General features: G+C 61.8%; 14 protein-coding genes. 7 read left to right on the plus strand and 7 right to left on the minus strand.

Going from position 1 to position 16,879, the window contains the following annotated elements:
* The 3 genes from ACGYLA_RS03175 to cysQ all read right to left on the minus strand — a co-directional run.
* The coding region (locus ACGYLA_RS03175) for a glycosyltransferase family 2 protein (RefSeq protein ID WP_394430264.1) at positions 1-1,232 on the minus strand (1,232 nt) is incomplete at its 3' end.
* The gene (locus ACGYLA_RS03180; RefSeq protein WP_394430267.1) at positions 1,229-2,029 is read right to left on the minus strand and encodes a 3-deoxy-manno-octulosonate cytidylyltransferase; all 801 of its coding nucleotides are present in this window, start codon (positions 2,027-2,029) and stop codon (positions 1,229-1,231) included. The genes ACGYLA_RS03175 and ACGYLA_RS03180, both read right to left, overlap by 4 nt.
* Positions 2,029-2,826, minus strand: coding sequence for a 3'(2'),5'-bisphosphate nucleotidase CysQ (gene cysQ / locus ACGYLA_RS03185; protein ID WP_394430269.1), 798 nt, complete (start codon positions 2,824-2,826; stop codon positions 2,029-2,031). The genes ACGYLA_RS03180 and cysQ overlap by 1 nt, the downstream gene beginning before the upstream one ends.
* A 116-nt stretch (positions 2,827-2,942) precedes the next feature.
* Between cysQ and ACGYLA_RS03190 the strand changes: the two genes are divergently transcribed.
* Together ACGYLA_RS03190 and ACGYLA_RS03195 are read left to right on the plus strand one after the other, a co-directional pair.
* Entirely contained in the window at positions 2,943-3,767 is an 825-nt protein-coding gene (locus ACGYLA_RS03190; RefSeq protein ID WP_067264256.1) for an ABC transporter permease, read from the plus strand.
* Positions 3,764-4,372 carry a COG3650 family protein gene (locus tag ACGYLA_RS03195; RefSeq protein ID WP_394430271.1) on the plus strand — a complete coding sequence of 203 codons (609 nt, stop codon included), beginning with the start codon at positions 3,764-3,766 and terminating at the stop codon, positions 4,370-4,372. Before ACGYLA_RS03190 ends, ACGYLA_RS03195 begins: the two co-directional genes overlap by 4 nt.
* Before the next feature lie 51 nt (positions 4,373-4,423).
* Here ACGYLA_RS03195 and ACGYLA_RS03200 read toward each other — a convergent pair whose 3' ends face one another.
* Positions 4,424-5,026 (minus strand): alpha-ketoglutarate-dependent dioxygenase AlkB family protein, encoded by a 603-nt coding sequence (locus tag ACGYLA_RS03200; protein ID WP_394430273.1) that lies wholly within the window; start codon positions 5,024-5,026, stop codon positions 4,424-4,426.
* Between the two features lie 207 nt (positions 5,027-5,233).
* Between ACGYLA_RS03200 and dnaK the strand changes: the two genes are divergently transcribed.
* From dnaK to radC, 3 genes are all read left to right on the plus strand, one after another.
* Positions 5,234-7,156 (plus strand): molecular chaperone DnaK, encoded by a 1,923-nt coding sequence (gene dnaK, locus ACGYLA_RS03205; RefSeq protein WP_271688593.1) that lies wholly within the window; start codon positions 5,234-5,236, stop codon positions 7,154-7,156.
* 82 nt (positions 7,157-7,238) lie between these two features.
* Positions 7,239-8,387, plus strand: a complete 1,149-nt coding sequence (dnaJ, locus tag ACGYLA_RS03210; RefSeq protein ID WP_067264268.1) for a molecular chaperone DnaJ — start codon at positions 7,239-7,241, stop codon at positions 8,385-8,387.
* 108 nt (positions 8,388-8,495) lie between these two features.
* On the plus strand, positions 8,496-9,257 hold the full coding sequence (gene radC / locus ACGYLA_RS03215) for a DNA repair protein RadC (protein WP_209216868.1): 762 nt from the start codon (positions 8,496-8,498) through the stop codon (positions 9,255-9,257).
* Between the two features lie 10 nt (positions 9,258-9,267).
* Here radC and ACGYLA_RS03220 read toward each other — a convergent pair whose 3' ends face one another.
* From ACGYLA_RS03220 to secA, 3 genes are all read right to left on the minus strand, one after another.
* Positions 9,268-10,827: a phosphate ABC transporter substrate-binding/OmpA family protein gene (locus ACGYLA_RS03220; protein WP_394430275.1), complete on the minus strand. Its 1,560-nt coding sequence runs from the start codon at positions 10,825-10,827 to the stop codon at positions 9,268-9,270.
* Between the two features lie 19 nt (positions 10,828-10,846).
* Positions 10,847-11,818 (minus strand): hypothetical protein, encoded by a 972-nt coding sequence (locus tag ACGYLA_RS03225; RefSeq protein ID WP_394430277.1) that lies wholly within the window; start codon positions 11,816-11,818, stop codon positions 10,847-10,849.
* 102 nt (positions 11,819-11,920) lie between these two features.
* Positions 11,921-14,623 (minus strand): preprotein translocase subunit SecA, encoded by a 2,703-nt coding sequence (gene secA, locus ACGYLA_RS03230; protein ID WP_394430279.1) that lies wholly within the window; start codon positions 14,621-14,623, stop codon positions 11,921-11,923.
* A gap of 173 nt (positions 14,624-14,796) precedes the next feature.
* Here secA and ACGYLA_RS03235 point away from each other — a divergent pair, with 173 nt between their 5' ends.
* Together ACGYLA_RS03235 and argJ are read left to right on the plus strand one after the other, a co-directional pair.
* Positions 14,797-15,645 (plus strand): peptidylprolyl isomerase, encoded by an 849-nt coding sequence (locus tag ACGYLA_RS03235; protein ID WP_394430281.1) that lies wholly within the window; start codon positions 14,797-14,799, stop codon positions 15,643-15,645.
* A 3-nt stretch (positions 15,646-15,648) separates the two neighbouring features.
* Complete coding sequence (gene argJ / locus ACGYLA_RS03240) at positions 15,649-16,875, plus strand: bifunctional glutamate N-acetyltransferase/amino-acid acetyltransferase ArgJ (protein ID WP_394430283.1); 1,227 nt, start codon at positions 15,649-15,651, stop codon at positions 16,873-16,875.
* Positions 16,876-16,879: the final 4 nt, after the last annotated feature.

Genomic DNA, 16,879 nt, shown 5'->3' on the forward strand with positions numbered 1-16,879 from the left:
TTAACTTCCCTTTGCAGCCTGTCGAGGCGCCGAGTTAAGCGGAAAACCGCGTCATCCCGTGTGGACTTTCCGTATATTCCACCTGTTTGCAGCCAAATAGCGTGGGCCGGATCAAAGGCAACGCGATGATAAAGCGCCGTCGGCGAAAGGTTGATCAGGGTCACGATCTCACCCGATAATGCCCGTTTTGCAGCCTTTGCCCGGTCTCGCGCCAGATTAATAGGCCGAGTGAACATGGCCACGCTGCGCCGGGCGCGGGCGGGAAAGGGGCGGAAAGCGCTGCTGGCTGTCTGCGGCAGGGTAACGCGGACGATAGGGCGCTTCCCCCCTTCGGCGTGCCCCTCGTCCAACCTGCGCAGCAGCCTTGGCACATCACGCGGCTCCAACCCGCCGCTTACCAGATGGCGCAGCAGACGGCGGCGCTCTTGGGCCCGCAGATGCGCCCAATGAGCGGCACGGTCCTGCGCAGGCAGATGTTTGCGATGAAACACGGCCCAGCTCGCCCCGATATCGAAAAGATCGCGCGGCACGCGGTTGGCGCTTCGTATAGCGTTGGCGGCGAAACCGTGGTGGACCTCGGCCAGTGGCACGATTGCCGTGGCATGGCCCGCCCGCGCCAGCCGCATGTTCAGATCGGTCTCATCAAGATAGTAGTGAAAGGCTGGGTCAAAGCCGGCCATTTCCACCAAGACATCGCGCTGAAAGGCCATATTAGTGCCTTCGGTCTTGATTGCCCCCCCGGGCGGAGGGTGCAGGATGCTTGGGGTTTCAGGGTCGACATCGAGCGTTTCCGGCTCTCCGAGACCATTCAATTGGCGCGCACGATATTGAAACGAGATGCCGTTTCGCCCCCGAACGAAGCCGGTCATCGCCGCGACCTCGGGCTGTTGCGCAGGCTCCAGTAGGTGGCGCAGCCATTGCGGCTCCGGCACCGCGTCATCGTCGATAAAGGCCACGACCTCCCCCGCGGCCTCGGCGATCCCAAGGTTGCGGGCGGCAGAGATATTCGGCCTGTCGAAAGGGACCAGCTTCAACGCCCCGGCGAAATGCATGGCACGGGCCACGGCAATCCCGGCAGGATCGGCCACGATGATGACTTCGAAAGGGGTATATTGAAGCTGTTCCACCCCCGTCAGGCAGCGCCGCAATGCTTCGGGCCGATTCCGGCTGACAATCACGATGCTGACAGGCACGCCGCTTTCGAGCGTGGCACTGACGGGGGTGGCCCTCATTCCAGACCCATTTTCGCCATCATAGCTTCGAGCTTTGGCACGTCTTCGGGGTTGTTCAGCTCCCAAAACTCGCGCCCCTTGGCCTCGACCTCCGCACAGAGCACGGCGCGGCCATTTTCAAGAAAACGCAGCTGCTCCAACCCTTCCAATTGCTCCAAGGGGCCGACGGGCCAGCTTGGGTATTGGGCCAGCGCATCAGGGCGGTAGGCATAGACGCCGACGTGGTGGAAGACCGGGGTCTCATCCGTCTCTGCATAGAGCTTTCCGGTATAGGGAACGACCTCTTTCGAGAAGTAGAGCGCCTGATTGTCGGCGCCGAAAACCGCCGTGGTGCCGCCCACGCGGCCCGCTTTGCGGTCGGCCAGAAGACTGTTCAACGTGGCCCCGTCACAGCGCAGAACCGGGGTGGCGATCTCGGCCTCGGGGTTGTCTTTCAACCCCTGCACCAGCCCTTCGACAAACCAATGCGGGGTCAGCGGGGCGTCACCTTGCAGGTTAACCACGATGTCATAGCCCGCGCCCAATGCGGCATGGGCCTCGGCACAGCGTTCGGTGCCATTGGCGCAGCTTTCCGAGGTCATCACGACCTCGGCACCGCAGCCTTCGGCGGCCTCCCGAATGCGGTCGTCGTCGGTGGCCACCACAACGCGGTCGACGCCCGACACCGCGCTGGCGGCCCGCCAACTGCGTTCGATCAGGGTCTGTTTCTGGCCCGACGCCCCGGTGAGCGCCACCAGCGGCTTGCCGGGATAGCGGGTGGAGGCATAGCGGGCGGGAATGACGATCAGGACCGACATCAGCCCGCCTTCAACTCAACGCCCGGGGCATGGGCGATGAAGAAAGGGTTGGCGAAGTCTTCTTTGCCGTAGGTCAGGGGCGAGAGGTCGTCAAAGCGCACCACCGCGCCGCCTGCCCCGTTCAGCACCGCATGGCCGGCGGCGGTGTCCCACTCCATCGTGCGGCCCAAACGCGGGTAGAGATCGGCCTCTCCGGTCGCAACGAGACAGAATTTCAGCGACGACCCCGCCGAGGTCATGTCTCGCACAGCGTATTTTCCGATGTAATCATCGGTCGCCTGATCACGGTGAGATTTGGAGGCGACGACCATCAAGGCCGCATTGTCGGGGTTAGAGACCGAAATCGCCTTGGTCTCCCCCACCTGCCTCTTGTCGAATGCGCCGGCCTCTTCGACCGACTGGCCATCGGCTTGGGTAAAGAACATCCGGGCTTTGGCGGGGGCATAGACCACGCCGCGCGTCGGCACGCCGCCTTCGACCAGCGCGATGTTCACCGTGAAATCCCCGCGGCGGTGGACGAACTCTTTGGTGCCATCCAGCGGATCGACGATGAGAAAGGTATCGCCTTTAGCGGAATGGGTCGCAGCCTGCTCTTCGGTCACCAACATGACATCGGGGAAGGCCGCGCGGAGCCCGTCGGAAATGATCGCGTCGGCGGCTTCATCGGCGGCGGTGACGGGGCTGTCGTCGGATTTCGATTTCACCTCGAAATCGTCCTGACCGTAGATCTCCATGATCTTGTCCCCGGCTTCCAATGCCAGCCGCCGCATTTCCGCGACCAGTTTCTCGTAATCCATTTTGCCTCCGGCCCTGCGGGCTGTCGTTGCTTCAATTCACTGTTTCCCTTATGCTGCGGAGCTAACGGAACAGCAAGAATTCCGTGCCACGCTAGGGCTTCGTCAAGGACGCGCGCATGTTCCAGTCTTCCAGAAAGCCGAAATCCGGCATCGGTTCTGCCCTCGCCATCGCGGAACTGGTGTACCATTCCGTGGTGCGCAACGTGCGCAAACAGCACAACAATGCCTTTATCGCCATCGCGATGAACATGCTGCAAACGGTGATGTTCGTACTGGCCTTCTATGTGATGTTTTCGATCCTCGGGATGCGCGGCTCTGCCGTGCGGGGTGACTTCCTCATCTATCTCATGTCGGGGATTTTCCTCTACCTCACACATGTGAAAGCTTTGGGCGCGGTCGCGGGGTCTGAGGGACCGGCAAGCCCGATGATGCAGCACGCCCCGATGAACACGATCATCGCCATCGCATCGGCGGCAGTGGGCTCGCTCTATATCCAAGTGCTGTCGCTCTTCGTGATCCTGTTCATCTATCATGTGGCGGTCACCCCGATCACCATAGATCAACCTTTTGCCGCTTTCGGGATGATGCTGACCGCATGGTTTACCGGCTGCGCGCTCGGGCTGGTGATGCTCGCGATCAAACCGTGGTTTCCGTCCTTCGTGACGATTTTCTCTACCGTCTATCAACGCGCCAATATGATCGCCTCGGGGAAGATGTTCCTCGCCAACTCCCTGCCCGGCTATATGCTGGCGATGTTTGACTGGAACCCGCTGTTTCACAGCATCGACCAAGCGCGCGGCTTTGCCTTCATCAATTACAACCCGCGCTACACCAGTTGGGAATATCCGCTTTGGGTGGGTCTGGTGCTTTTGATGATTGGGCTGATGGGCGAATTCTATACCCGCCGCCATGCGTCCATCAGTTGGAACGCCCGGCGATGAGACTTCTGGCGCTCTTCCTCTGCCTTTGGGCACTGCCTGTCTGGGCGACGCAGGATGCTTGGCCCGCCCTGCATGACGTTAGCGGTGTCGCGGCGGATGACGTATTGAACATTCGCCAAGCCCCGAGTGCCAGCGCCCCGATCATCGGCAACTTCGAGCCTGACGCGCAGAACATCGAAGTGATCCGCCCCGATGACCATCACGGCTGGGGCTTGGTCAACACGGGCGAAGGGAGCGGCTGGGTCTCTCTGCGTTTCCTCACCCGGCAAGCGGGCCAATGGGCCGGTGCGATGCCACCCGTGGCCCATTGCGGCGGGACGGAGCCGTTTTGGTCTTTTGAGGTGACCGGCGAGGCGTTGAGCTACGATGCCATGGTGGGCGGTGCACGCGATTACCGCATCACGCAGTCTGGCCCGGCGCAGGGGCGGCGCGACAGTTTTCACATGATCGCCGAGGGGCGGCAGGGCGCGGCCATCGCCACGCTTACGGCGCGGGCCTGTAGCGATGGCATGTCGGATCGCGCCTATGGGCTGGCGGTCGACTTCCTTCTGCAGGGAAATGATGGCTGGCAACATCAGACAGGGTGTTGTTCGCTTAGCCACTGAAGCGACGGACTTTTTGAATAAGTCCGTCGCCGTTCTCTTTCAAAGAAAACGCTACTCCACCACGCGCAGCGTCAAGTTGATCCGCCCGCCTTTGGGCAGCAATGTCGAGGTGCCGGGTTTGATCCGGTCCACACCGTGATAGGTCAGCCGCGCGTCACCGCCCATCACCACCACATCGCCCGATTGCAGCCAGATCGATTCCGTCTTGCCCCCTCGGGTCAGGTTGCCGATCCGAAACAACCCATCATCCCCCAGAGAGACTGAGACCACAGGCCACTGAAAATCCGCCTCGTCCCGGTCTTGATGCAGCCCCATACGCGCATCGGCATCGTAGTAGTTGATCAGGCAGCATTCCGGGCGGCGCTCCAACCCGGTCAACTGATCCCAAATCGCCACAATCGGGACCGGGATCTCGGGCCAAGGCTGGCCGTCGGGATGTTCGGTGACGTAACGATACCCACGCCGATCCGAAAACCAGCCATAGCGCCCTGCCGCGCTCATCCGGACCGACATGCGCCCGCCGCGCGGCACTTCGGGGCGAAAGAACGGCGCCTGACGCACCACGCCGCGCACCGCCTCCAGCACCTCCTGCTGGGCCGCTCTTCCTAGAAATTCCTTGTGAATATCAAAGCCCCGGAGGCGCAAAGCAGTCATTTTTCGTTCTTCCTCACTCGTTTAGCAAAAACATCACGGAATCGCGACCATCCAGACCAGCCAATGGTTGCAGGGTGCAAATACCCTCCCTATATACGCTCCGAACCGTCGAAGGCACGTGGTCTTCGATGTCAACAGATCGGGGCAGGATGCCAAAACGGGTCCGCGCCTCGTGTCATCGCCTTAGATTCAAAGAGGGATCGAAACATGTCCAAAGTAATCGGTATTGACCTTGGCACCACCAACAGCTGTATCGCCATCATGGATGGCAGCCAGCCGCGTGTGATCGAAAACGCCGAAGGCGCGCGCACCACGCCGTCGATCGTCGCCTTCACCGACGATGAACGCCTTGTCGGCCAGCCGGCGAAACGCCAGGCGGTCACCAACCCTGAAAACACAGTCTTTGGCGTCAAGCGCCTGATCGGCCGCCGCAACGACGATGCGGACCTGGCCAAAGACAAAAAGAACATGCCGTTCAACGTCATCGACGGCGGCAACGGCGACGCATGGGTCGAAGCCAAGGGTGAGAAATACTCCCCAAGCCAAATCTCGGCCTTCATCCTCGGCAAGATGAAAGAAACCGCAGAAAGCTATCTGGGTGAGGAAGTCTCTCAGGCGGTTATCACCGTGCCTGCCTACTTTAACGACGCCCAGCGTCAGGCCACCAAAGACGCCGGCAAGATCGCCGGTCTCGAAGTGCTGCGCATCATCAACGAGCCGACAGCCGCCGCGCTGGCCTACGGTCTCGACAAAGAGAACACGCAAACCATCGCGGTCTATGACCTTGGCGGCGGTACATTCGACGTAACCATTCTTGAGATCGACGACGGCCTGTTCGAAGTGAAATCCACCAACGGCGACACCTTCCTCGGTGGTGAAGACTTTGACATGCGCATCGTGAACTATCTTGCGGAAGAGTTCAAAAAGGCCAACGGCGTCGACCTGACGCAAGACAAGATGGCGTTGCAGCGTCTGAAGGAAGCTGCTGAGAAGGCGAAAATCGAACTGTCCTCCTCCAGCCAGACCGAGATCAACCAGCCCTTCATCTCGATGGGCAAGGATGGCTCGCCGCTGCACATGGTCATGAAGCTGACCCGTGCCAAGCTGGAAAGCCTCGTTGGTGACCTGATCAAAGCTTCGATGAAGCCCTGCGCCGCCGCGCTGAAGGATGCCGGCCTGTCCGCGTCCGACATCGACGAAGTCGTGCTCGTGGGTGGTATGACCCGTATGCCGAAGGTGGCCGAAGAGGTCTCCAAATTCTTCGGCAAGGAGCCGCACAAGGGTGTGAACCCGGACGAAGTCGTGGCCCTTGGTGCCGCCATTCAGGCCGGTGTTCTGCAAGGCGACGTGAAGGACGTGGTCCTGCTCGACGTGACCCCGCTGTCCCTCGGTATCGAGACGCTCGGTGGTGTCTTCACCCGTCTGATCGACCGTAACACCACGATCCCGACGAAGAAGTCTCAGGTCTTCTCGACCGCCGAAGACAACCAGAACGCCGTGACCATCCGGGTCTTCCAAGGTGAGCGTGAGATGGCTGCCGACAACAAGATGCTCGGTGCCTTCAACCTTGAGAACATCCCGCCTGCGCCCCGCGGCATGCCGCAGATCGAAGTGACCTTCGACATTGACGCCAACGGCATCGTGTCGGTCGGCGCGCTCGACAAAGGCACCGGTAAGGAGCAGAAGATCACGATCCAAGCTTCGGGCGGTCTGTCGGATGCGGACATCGAACAGATGGTCAAGGACGCGGAAGAGAATGCCGAGGCGGACAAGTCCCGTCGCGAGCTGATCGAAGCGAAGAACCAGGCGGAATCGCTGATCCACTCGACCGAGAAGTCGCTGGAAGAGCATTCCGACAAGGTCGACCCGACCACCGTCGAAGCGATCGAACTGGCCATTGCCGCGCTGAAAGACGAGCTGGAAACAGACAACGCCGACAAGATCAAGAACGGCATCCAGAACGTCACCGAATCCGCCATGAAACTGGGCGAAGCCATCTATAAGGCCGCTCAGGAAGAGGGCGGCAGCGAAGACACGGCGCAGCCTTCGGATGCTCAGCAAGCCCAAGGTGGCGATGATGACATCCTTGATGCCGAGTTCGAAGATCTGGACGACGACAAGCGCGCGTAAGCGTGTGAAACGGAACCTGTGAAAGGGCCGGTCCGTCAGACGGGCCGGCCTATCACGTTCTAGCGCAGGAGCATGATAACCCATGGCAAAACGTGACTACTACGAGGTGCTTGGCGTTGCCAAAGGGGCCTCTGCCGACGAGATCAAGAAAGCCTATCGCCGCAAGGTGAAGGACCTCCACCCCGACCGCAACAAAGACAACCCCCAAGCCGAAGCCCAGTTCAAAGAAGTGGGCGAGGCTTATGATGTGCTCAAAGACGGTGACAAGAAAGCCGCCTATGATCGCTATGGCCACGCCGCCTTCGAAGGTGGCATGGGCGGCGGGCGTCCCGGCGGCGGCATGGGCGGCGGTCAGGGCGATTTCTCTTCGGCCTTTTCCGACGTCTTTGACGATCTTTTCGGCGACTTCATGGGCCAACGTGGCGGTGGCGGAGGACGACGTGCCGCACGCGGGGCTGATTTGCGCTACAACCTGCGCATCTCGCTCGAAGATGCCTTTTCGGGCATGCAAAAGTCGATCACCGTCCCGGCCTCCGTCCAATGTGACGCCTGTGACGGCAGCGGTGCCGAAGGCGGCGCGGAACCTTCGACCTGCCCTACCTGTTCGGGCATGGGCAAGGTGCGCGCGCAGCAAGGTTTCTTTACCGTCGAGCGGACCTGCCCGACCTGTTCCGGCATGGGGCAGATCGTCAAGAATCCTTGCAAGAAATGCCGCGGCGCGGGCCGGGTTGAGAAAGAGCGCACGCTCTCGGTCAACATCCCCGCGGGCGTCGAAACCGGCACCCGCATCCGTCTCGCTGGCGAAGGCGAAGCGGGCATGCGTGGCGGGCCTTCGGGTGATCTCTACATCTTTATTGAGGTGGCCGATCACGAATTGTTCGAACGCGACGGGCCGAACCTCTTCTGCCGTGTTCCGGTGTCGATGAGCACTGCCGCTCTGGGTGGCAATATCGAAGTGCCCACCATCGACGGGGGCCGTGGCCGCGTGCAGATCCCCGCAGGCAGCCAGTCGGGCCGTCAGATGCGTCTGCGCGGCAAGGGCATGCCGCCGCTGCGTGGCGGTGGCGTGGGTGACATGATCATCGAACTGGCGGTCGAAACCCCGGTGAACCTGACCAACCGGCAGAAAGAACTGCTGCGTGAGTTCGAGGGCGAGGCCCAGAACAACAACCCCGAAAGCAGCAACTTCTTCTCTTCCGTCAAATCCTTCTGGGATTCGATGAAGGGTTAATCATTGGGGGGAGCCTTGGATGCGGCTCCCCTTTTTCGGCAGCGTGGTGAACGAAGTTTTAACCGTCCGTTAACCGAATAATAACCACTTTGGCGCGACACTCCGGGCATGACCCGTGCCCCGAGAACCTTGGCTGATCAGCCCCTCCCCTATCTGCTGGACGAAGCGCAAGCGCCGCCGTCCAATACGGGCAAGCAACCCTCCTATATCGCGGATCACCGCCAGCGCCTGCGCAGCCGTTTCATCGACGGGGGCGCGGCGGCCATGCCGGATTACGAGATGTTGGAGCTTGTCCTCTTCCGCGCCATCCCGCGCCGGGATGTGAAACCGCTGGCGCGCGAACTGCTGGACCGGTTCGGCGATTTCAATCGCGTCATCACCGCCCCCGCCGCCCGGCTGCGCGATGTTAAAGGCGTCGGAGAGGCGGTGATTGTCGAACTCAAGATCATTGAAGCCGCGGCACAGCGGCTAGCCCGAGCGAAGGTGCTGCAACGGCATATCGTTTCCTCATGGGACGCGCTGCTGGACTATTGCCACACCACCATGGCCCATCTGGAGATGGAGCAGTTTCGAGTCCTCTACCTCGACCGGAAAAACATCCTCATCGCCGATGAAGAACAAGCGAAAGGCACGGTGGACCATGTGCCGGTCTACCCGCGCGAGGTTGCCAAACGTGCGCTTGAGTTGAACGCCAGCGCGATCATCCTCGTGCATAATCACCCCTCGGGCGACCCCAGCCCGTCACGGTCAGACATTGACATGACCCGACAGGTCGCCGCCGCCTGTGACGCCTTGGGGCTGACCCTGCATGACCACCTGATCATCGGAAAATCGCGCGAGCTCAGCTTTCGCAGTGAGGGGCATCTATAGCGGGGTGCGGTTAGCGCACCCAAACCTCGACTCGCCGGTTTGCTTGACGGCCCCATTCGCTGTCGTCACAGGCAATCGGCATCGCCTCCCCAAAGGCATCGACCCGCAGATCAATGCGCGACAGATTGGCGGTGACCGCAGCCGCGCTGACCGCGCGCTGCACCGCTTCGGCCCGGCGCAGGGCGATTTCGCGGTTGGCCCGCGCGGCCCCCTCGCCATCGCTGAAGCCCACGAACATCAATCGCCGCGCATCATACTGCCCCTGTTCCAAGGCCCGCGCCAATTGCTGCACGTTGGACCGCGACTGCGCATCAAGCCGGATCGACCCGGCCTCGAAGCGGAAAGAGGTGGTCAGCCGCGCCATCGGCACCAGTGTCGCCGTCATGCGCTGCAACTCTTCCAGCGGCGTTTCCGCGCCCGCCGTGATGATCGCATTGGCAAAGCGGTTGCCCTGCTCCTCAACCGGGATTTCCTCGGGCGTTTGATCCACGAAACCGGCCCGGCGGATCACGATCTGGGCCGAAGGGCCACGGGTGAAGGCCAGAAACTCGCGCGTGATCAGCGGCAAGCGCCGGGCGGGGAAATAGAGGAACATCGGCGCGGTCAGCGGGTAATCTTCGGTTTTGATCGTGCGCCGTGCGGCATCCAGCGCAAAACCGCAGTTGCCGCCAAGAGTCAGCACCTCGGTCTCCCCCTGTTCGGCATAGCTGGTGATGCCAAGGGCAAAAACATCCCGCGCGACCGCTTCGGCCAGCGCATCGGGCATGGCATGACGGGTGACATCGGCGCTCAGTTCCAGCCCGGCGGGGGTGAGCACCTGATCCACGATGGCTTGGCTCAACCCGCTGTCGGCGGTGGGCAGATGCAACTCAATCGGTGCGTCCGGCCCGCCGAGGCGCTGCCAATTCTTGATCTCGCCCGAGAACACCCGCGCCAAGGTCAGCGGCGAGATTTGTTTCACCGGGTTGGACGGGGCGACCACGGGCACCACTGCATCAAGCGCCAGAACCCGGCTGCGATTGGCATCGGTCAGATCACCCAAGCCCGCCTCACGGGCATTGATCCGCTCTTCGCGGCGCACCTCGCGTAGGGCCATGACGACGTCGGCCTCATCCGCCAGCAGATCGGCAAAGCCCTCGTTGGTATTGCTTGCACGAAAATCGAACCGCGCGGCAAGCTTGCCGTCATCCTCCCGCGAAAGCAGCAGCGCGAAGCGCCCGCTGTCCCCCTCTTCGCGGCTGACGGTATAGCCTTGGCGCGCGGCGAAGGCTTCGATCAGCGCAGGCATAAGCACCGCACCCATGGTGGCAGAGCCTGAAAAGCGCACCTCGGCCACGAAATCCGCAAGGTTGGGGCAGCCCGGACCGGCGCAGGACACACCGCTGCTGTCGACGGTCAACTCGCCATAGTCCGTCTCGACGCGGTAGAATTCGCCGTCGAACCCCAGCAGGGTGCCGCTGAGTTCGACACTGCCATCGCGCGAGGTCAGTGCGATGTCCTGCGCTGCGGATGCGCCCGTCGTAAAAAGCAAAAGTGCGGCGCTGATCGCCGCACGTTTCAACCCGTTCATCTAGACCTACCCGGTTGCGTCAGTTCTGCGCGACTTTCAGGTCTTGGAGCAAATTATTCAACACCAGAAAGTTGCCGACCGCGTCACAGTCCGGCACAGCGAGGGTCAGGTTTTGGGTTTTCACCGGATCATCGCCGCGCAGTTCCAGCGCCTGTGCTTCGATCTCAAGCCCGCAGTTCGCCTCGCTCACCTCAGCCTCCACGCTGAGCGCGACATCGCCCTCCTGCCCCGCTTTGGCGACCGGAAAGCTATAGACTTCGGCCATCAGCGGCTCAGAAGCCTCAATGTCGCCATTGCGGGTCATGAAGCCCCCTTCGCCCAGTACGGCGGCAGTCATATCGCGCGGCGCACCGGACCAGACGTGGCCCGCCTCGCCGTAATCCGCGCCAAACTCGCGGGCGTGAAGCTCGAACCCCGCCGTGCCTTTCCATTGCAGCACGACGCGGTTGAAGTCGGATAGTTCAGGAACCGAAGTTTGCGCCACCGCGCCATCACCGTTGCCGAAGGCGAGGATGAAAACAGCCTCTTCCGCCAAGGCGGGGACGGTGACGGACAACTGCCCTTGGTCATCGGTCACTTCGGTGAAAATCATCCCGTTGTGGTGCACGGTCAGCCGCTCATTTGGCAGGCAGGCGGCATCGAGGGTGAGTTTCACCATCGCAGCGGCAACGGCATCCGCTTCGGCAATGATATCGCAGGTCGCAGGGATCGCGGCGCCGTGGCTTTCCGGGGCGGGCGGCAGGCTTTGGGGCGCTGCGGCCTTGATCACGCGGTCATCCAGTGTTGGCAGCGCAATGGGACTGTCGAGCGCGGCAGAGGTCAGGGTGATGCCTTCAACCTCAAGCAATGCGCCATTGTCGGCCACCGGGCGCAGCACCTCAGCCGCGCCATAGCGCTGCTGCGCGGTGTCGGAGCTTTGCATGACATAGCCAATGCCCACCGCACAGGCCAGAGTGCCGACAGCTGTCAGAATTTCTTTCGTGCGCCACATGACAAGTCTCCTTCAACGGATTCGTTAGAGACTTTATGGGCGCGGATCAGGGCCGGGGTATGGCCCTGAAACGCCAAGTTATGGGCGAAAAGGTGACGCCGCTCAGGTGATCTGACCGTGGCAGTGTTTGAACTTCTTGCCAGAGCCGCAGGGGCAGGGATCGTTCCGGCCCGGGTTGCCCCATGTGGACGGATCGTTCTCGTCAAAGCCGGGGGCTGCGGCCTCGGCCTGTTCAGAGGCCTCATCCGCCGCTTCGCTCGCCGCAGCCTGCATCGCGGCCTGACGGGCGGCCATTTCCTGCATCATCTCGCGGCGCTGCTCTTCGCTCATCGGTTGGATCTGGCCCAGCTTTTGGGTCACGTCCTGCCGCAGACTGTCGAGCATCGTCTCGAACAATTGGAAGGCTTCGTTCTTATACTCGTTCAGCGGATCGCGCTGCGCGTAGCTGCGGAAGCCTACAACCGAGCGCAGATGTTCAAGCGTCAGCAGGTGATCGCGCCATTTGGTGTCGATGGCCTGCAACAACAACTGTTTCTCGATGTTGCGCATGTTCTCTTCGCCAAAGGCCTCGGCCTTCTTGGCCATTAGCTCATCCGTGGCTTTCATTAGACGTTCGCGGATCACCTCATCATCCACGCCGTCCTCTTCGCACCATGCAATGATCGGCACGTCGACGTTCAACTGTTCGATCACCGCGGCATAGAAAGCTTGGGTGTCCCACTGATCGGCATAGGTCTTGGGCGGCATATAGGTGTCGATCAAATCGTCGATCACCTGCTCGCGCATGTCGGTGACGATCTCATTGAGGTTGTCCGCCTCCATGATCTCGCGGCGCTGGCCAAAGATCACCTTGCGCTGCTCGTTCATCACGTCGTCGAACTTCAACAGCTGCTTGCGGATGTCGAAGTTGCGGCCCTCAACCTTGGCCTGCGCACGCTCCAGCGATTTGTTGACCCATGGGTGCACGATGGCTTCACCATCTTTCAGGCCCAACGTCGTCAGCACTTTCTCAAGCCGTTCCGAACCGAAAATGCGCATCAGGTCATCTTCGAGCGACAGGAAGAACGAGGTGCGGCCCGGGTCACCCTGACGGCCCGAACGGCCCCGCAACTGGTTGTCGATGCGGCGGCTCTCGTGACGCTCAGAGGCCAGAACGTAGAGACCACCGGCCTCCAGCACCTTCTGCTTCTCTTCGGCGTGCTGCGCTTCGATCTGGGCGCGGATGTTGGCCGGGTCGGCCTCAGGATCGGCATCCAGCGCGTCGAGCACTTTCAATTCGACGTTGCCGCCCAACTGAATATCGGTGCCGCGGCCCGCCATGTTGGTGGCGATGGTCACCGCGCCCAGCTTGCCCGCTTCGGCGATGATCTGCGCCTCTTGCTCGTGCTGGCGGGCGTTGAGCACATTGTGCTCGATCCCGGCGGCGGTCAGCATGGCGCTGAGCTGTTCGGACTTTTCGATTGAGGTGGTGCCGACAAGGCAGGGCTGCCCCTTGGCGTGGGCCTCTTTGACCCGTTCGATCATCGCCTCGTATTTCTCACGCGCGGTGCGGTAGACGGCGTCGTCTTCGTCCACACGGGCGATTGGCACATTGGTCGGCACTTCGACCACGCCGAGGCCGTAGATCTCGGCAAATTCTTCGGCTTCGGTCAGGGCCGTGCCGGTCATGCCGCCCAGTTTGTCGTATAGGCGGAAGTAGTTCTGGAAAGTGACGCTTGCGAGGGTCACGTTCTCGGGCTGGATGTCGACGCCTTCCTTGGCTTCGATCGCTTGGTGCAGACCGTCCGACAGGCGGCGGCCCGGCATCATGCGGCCGGTGAATTCGTCGATCAACGTCACCGCGCCATCGCGCACGATGTAGTCCTTGTCGCGCTGGAACAGCTTGTGCGCCCGCAGACCTTGGTTGACGTGGTGCACGATGGTCGTGCTTTCGGGATCGTAAAGGGTCATCCCCTCTTCGATCAATTCCCGCGCGCGCAACTGCTCTTCGAGGAACTCATTGCCCTCGTCGGTGAAGGTGACGTTGCGGGTCTTCTCGTCCAGCTCGTAATGCTCATCGGTGAGCGAGGGGATCAGCGCGTCGATGATCTGATACATCTCGGAACGGTCCTGCGACGGGCCGGAGATGATCAGCGGCGTCCGCGCTTCGTCGATCAGGATACTGTCGACCTCGTCCACGATGGCAAAGTTATGCCCGCGTTGCAGCATGTCCGACAGGTTCGACTTCATATTGTCGCGCAGGTAGTCGAAGCCCAACTCGTTGTTGGTGGCATAGGTGATGTCGCAGGCGTAGGCCGCGCGTTTCTGGTCCTCGGGCATGCCAGAATAGGCGACACCCGTGGTCAGGCCCAATGCGCCGAAAACCTTGCCCATCCATTCGGCGTCGCGTTTGGCGAGGTATTCGTTCACGGTCACCACATGCACGCCCTTATGCGTAAGCCCGTTGAGATAGGCCGCGAAGGTCGCGGTCAGGGTCTTGCCCTCACCGGTCTTCTGCTCGGCGATATTGCCCTGATGCAGGAAGATGCCACCCAGAAGCTGCGTGTCGAAGGCGCGCAGGCCGAGGGTGCGGCGGGCGGCTTCGCGGCAGTTGGCAAAGGCTTCGGGCAGCAGATCGTCAAGGCTTTCGCCCCCGTCGGCCCGTTTGGCCAATTCCGCGGTGCGCGCTTTGATCTCGTGGTCGCTTAGCTTTTCAAACTCGGGCTCCAGCGCATTGATCCGTGCCACAAGCGGCCGGGTCGCCTTGATCTTCCGGTCGTTTGGCGTGCCAAAGACCTTTTTGGCGATTGTTCCGATACCCAGCATGTAATCTCCCGCCGAAGTTATGATGTCTTGCGCCGATCTGGTTGCCGAGCGCCATGGCAGCCCATAGATAGTGGATGAGCCCGCGCCTCTCAGCGCCATAAGGCGATGTAAGGGGCGTGCCATACACTGTCAATGTAGCACCCTTGCTACGAAGGAAGCGATTGGACCCAACCATGCAAAAACCCCTCACTTTTCTGTCGTCTTTGGCGCTTGCAGCCGCTGTGGCGCTGCCTGTGGCCGCCCAGGACGAACCGGGTCTCGACACGGTTGTTGCCACCGTCAACGACACTGAAATCACGCTCGGGCATATGATCGTCGCCCGCGCGAGCCTGCCCCAGCAGTACCAACAACTGCCCGAGGACGTGCTGTTCAAAGGTCTGCTGGACCAGCTTGTGCAACAGACGGCCCTCGCCGACAGCTTTACCGGCGAATTGCCGCCGCGCGTGACCCTGTCTCTCGAGAATGAGACCCGCTCGCTCACCGCCGGTGAGGCGATCGAAGGCGTCATGGCTGAGCCGGTCAGCGACGAAGAATTGCAAGCGGCCTATGACGCGCAGTACAGCGACGCAGAGCCTGAGCCCGAGTTCAACGCCTCGCATATCCTTGTCGAAACCAAGGAAGAAGCCGACGCGATCAAAGCAGAACTCGACGGCGGCGCGGATTTTGCCGAGCTTGCCAAAGAGAAATCGACCGGCCCCTCCGGCCCCGGTGGCGGTTCCTTGGGTTGGTTCGGCCCCGGCATGATGGTGCCCGCCTTTGAAGAGGCTGTGACCGGCATGGAAGCTGGCAGCGTGTCGGAACCGGTGGAAACCCAGTTCGGCTGGCATGTCATCAAACTGAACGAGACACGCACCGCCGAAGCCCCCGCACTGGAAGACGTGCGCGAAGAGCTGGAAACCCAAATCCGCCAGACCAACGTGCAAGAGGCCATCGAAAGCCTGACCGACTCCGCCGAGGTTGACCGCAGCGCGGCCGAAGGCATCGACCCTTCCGTTCTCAACAACATCGAATGGCTGAACTAACTCATGGCTAAATCCCTGGCTGTCTCGCCGCTCGCCCCGGCCCGTTTTCCCGACCTGCCGGTTATCGACGGCGTGACTTTCGCCACCATCGCCGCAGGCGTGCGCTATCAAGGGCGCACCGATGTGATGTTGGCGAAGCTGGCACCCGGCAGTGCTGTGGCGGGGGCGTTCACGCGCTCTGCCACCCGCGCGGCCCCGGTGCTGGACTGCCAGGCAAAGATCGGCGGCGCCTCTGACGAGGGCGCCGCCATCGTCGTGAACTCCGGCAACGCCAACGCCTTTACCGGGCGCGGCGGCACCGACGCGGTCGAAGCGATCACCGCCGCCGCTGCCGAGGCCTGCGGCGTGCCGCAGGCGCGGGTCTTCACCTCCTCCACCGGTGTCATCGGCGAACCCCTACCGCATGAACGCATCACCGCCGTGCTGGGTGATCTGCACGACCAGCTTGACCCCGCGGGCATCGAGGACGCGGCGCGCGCCATCATGACGACGGACACTTTCCCCAAAGGGGCCAGCGCCAAGGTTGAGATCGGGGGCAAAACCGTCTCTATCGCGGGGATCGCCAAAGGATCGGGCATGATCGCGCCCGATATGGCCACTATGCTGGTCTATATCTTTACCGATGCGGTGCTGGCGACGGACGAGCTGCAACAGCGCCTTTCAACCCATACCGAAACAACGTTCAACTGCATCACCGTCGACAGTGATACCTCCACCTCCGACGCGCTGATCATGGCCGCAACAGGCGCCTCCGGTGTCGACGTATCGGGCAATGAAGCCTTCGACGCGGCGCTGCGGGACGTGATGATGGACCTCGCACATCAGGTCGTCAAAGACGGCGAAGGCGCGCAGAAATTCGTCGAGGTGGCCGTGACCGGCGCCTCCAACGATGACGAGGCCAAGATCCACGCCATGGCCATCGCCAACTCCCCCCTGATCAAGACCGCCATCGCGGGCGAAGACCCCAACTGGGGCCGCGTCGTCATGGCCATCGGGAAATCCGGGGCTGCGGCGGACCGTGATCGTCTGTCGATCCGGTTCGGTGATATCGAAGTCGCGCGCGACGGGTGGCGCAGCCCCGACTACTCCGAAGAAGATGCCGCCGCGCATATGAAGGGTCAGAACGTCACCATCGGCGTCGATCTGGGCCTTGGCGAGGGGAAGTGCACCGTATGGACCTGTGACCTGACCCACGGCTATATCGACATCAACGCCGATTATCGGTCCTGACCAG

The sequence above is a fragment of the Sulfitobacter sp. 1A13679 genome (assembly GCF_043557115.1).
Classification (GTDB): Bacteria; Pseudomonadota; Alphaproteobacteria; order Rhodobacterales; family Rhodobacteraceae; genus Sulfitobacter; species Sulfitobacter faviae.

Coding starts and splice junctions, on each gene's coding strand:
- ACGYLA_RS03180 (WP_394430267.1), bottom strand. CDS start 2,029: ATGTCGGTCCTGATCGTCATTCCCGCCCGCTATGCCTCCACCCGCTAT.
- cysQ (WP_394430269.1), bottom strand. CDS start 2,826: ATGGATTACGAGAAACTGGTCGCGGAAATGCGGCGGCTGGCATTGGAA.
- ACGYLA_RS03190 (WP_067264256.1), top strand. CDS start 2,943: ATGTTCCAGTCTTCCAGAAAGCCGAAATCCGGCATCGGTTCTGCCCTC.
- ACGYLA_RS03195 (WP_394430271.1), top strand. CDS start 3,764: ATGAGACTTCTGGCGCTCTTCCTCTGCCTTTGGGCACTGCCTGTCTGG.
- ACGYLA_RS03200 (WP_394430273.1), bottom strand. CDS start 5,026: ATGACTGCTTTGCGCCTCCGGGGCTTTGATATTCACAAGGAATTTCTA.
- dnaK (WP_271688593.1), top strand. CDS start 5,234: ATGTCCAAAGTAATCGGTATTGACCTTGGCACCACCAACAGCTGTATC.
- dnaJ (WP_067264268.1), top strand. CDS start 7,239: ATGGCAAAACGTGACTACTACGAGGTGCTTGGCGTTGCCAAAGGGGCC.
- radC (WP_209216868.1), top strand. CDS start 8,496: ATGACCCGTGCCCCGAGAACCTTGGCTGATCAGCCCCTCCCCTATCTG.
- ACGYLA_RS03220 (WP_394430275.1), bottom strand. CDS start 10,827: ATGAACGGGTTGAAACGTGCGGCGATCAGCGCCGCACTTTTGCTTTTT.
- ACGYLA_RS03225 (WP_394430277.1), bottom strand. CDS start 11,818: ATGTGGCGCACGAAAGAAATTCTGACAGCTGTCGGCACTCTGGCCTGT.
- secA (WP_394430279.1), bottom strand. CDS start 14,623: ATGCTGGGTATCGGAACAATCGCCAAAAAGGTCTTTGGCACGCCAAAC.
- ACGYLA_RS03235 (WP_394430281.1), top strand. CDS start 14,797: ATGCAAAAACCCCTCACTTTTCTGTCGTCTTTGGCGCTTGCAGCCGCT.
- argJ (WP_394430283.1), top strand. CDS start 15,649: ATGGCTAAATCCCTGGCTGTCTCGCCGCTCGCCCCGGCCCGTTTTCCC.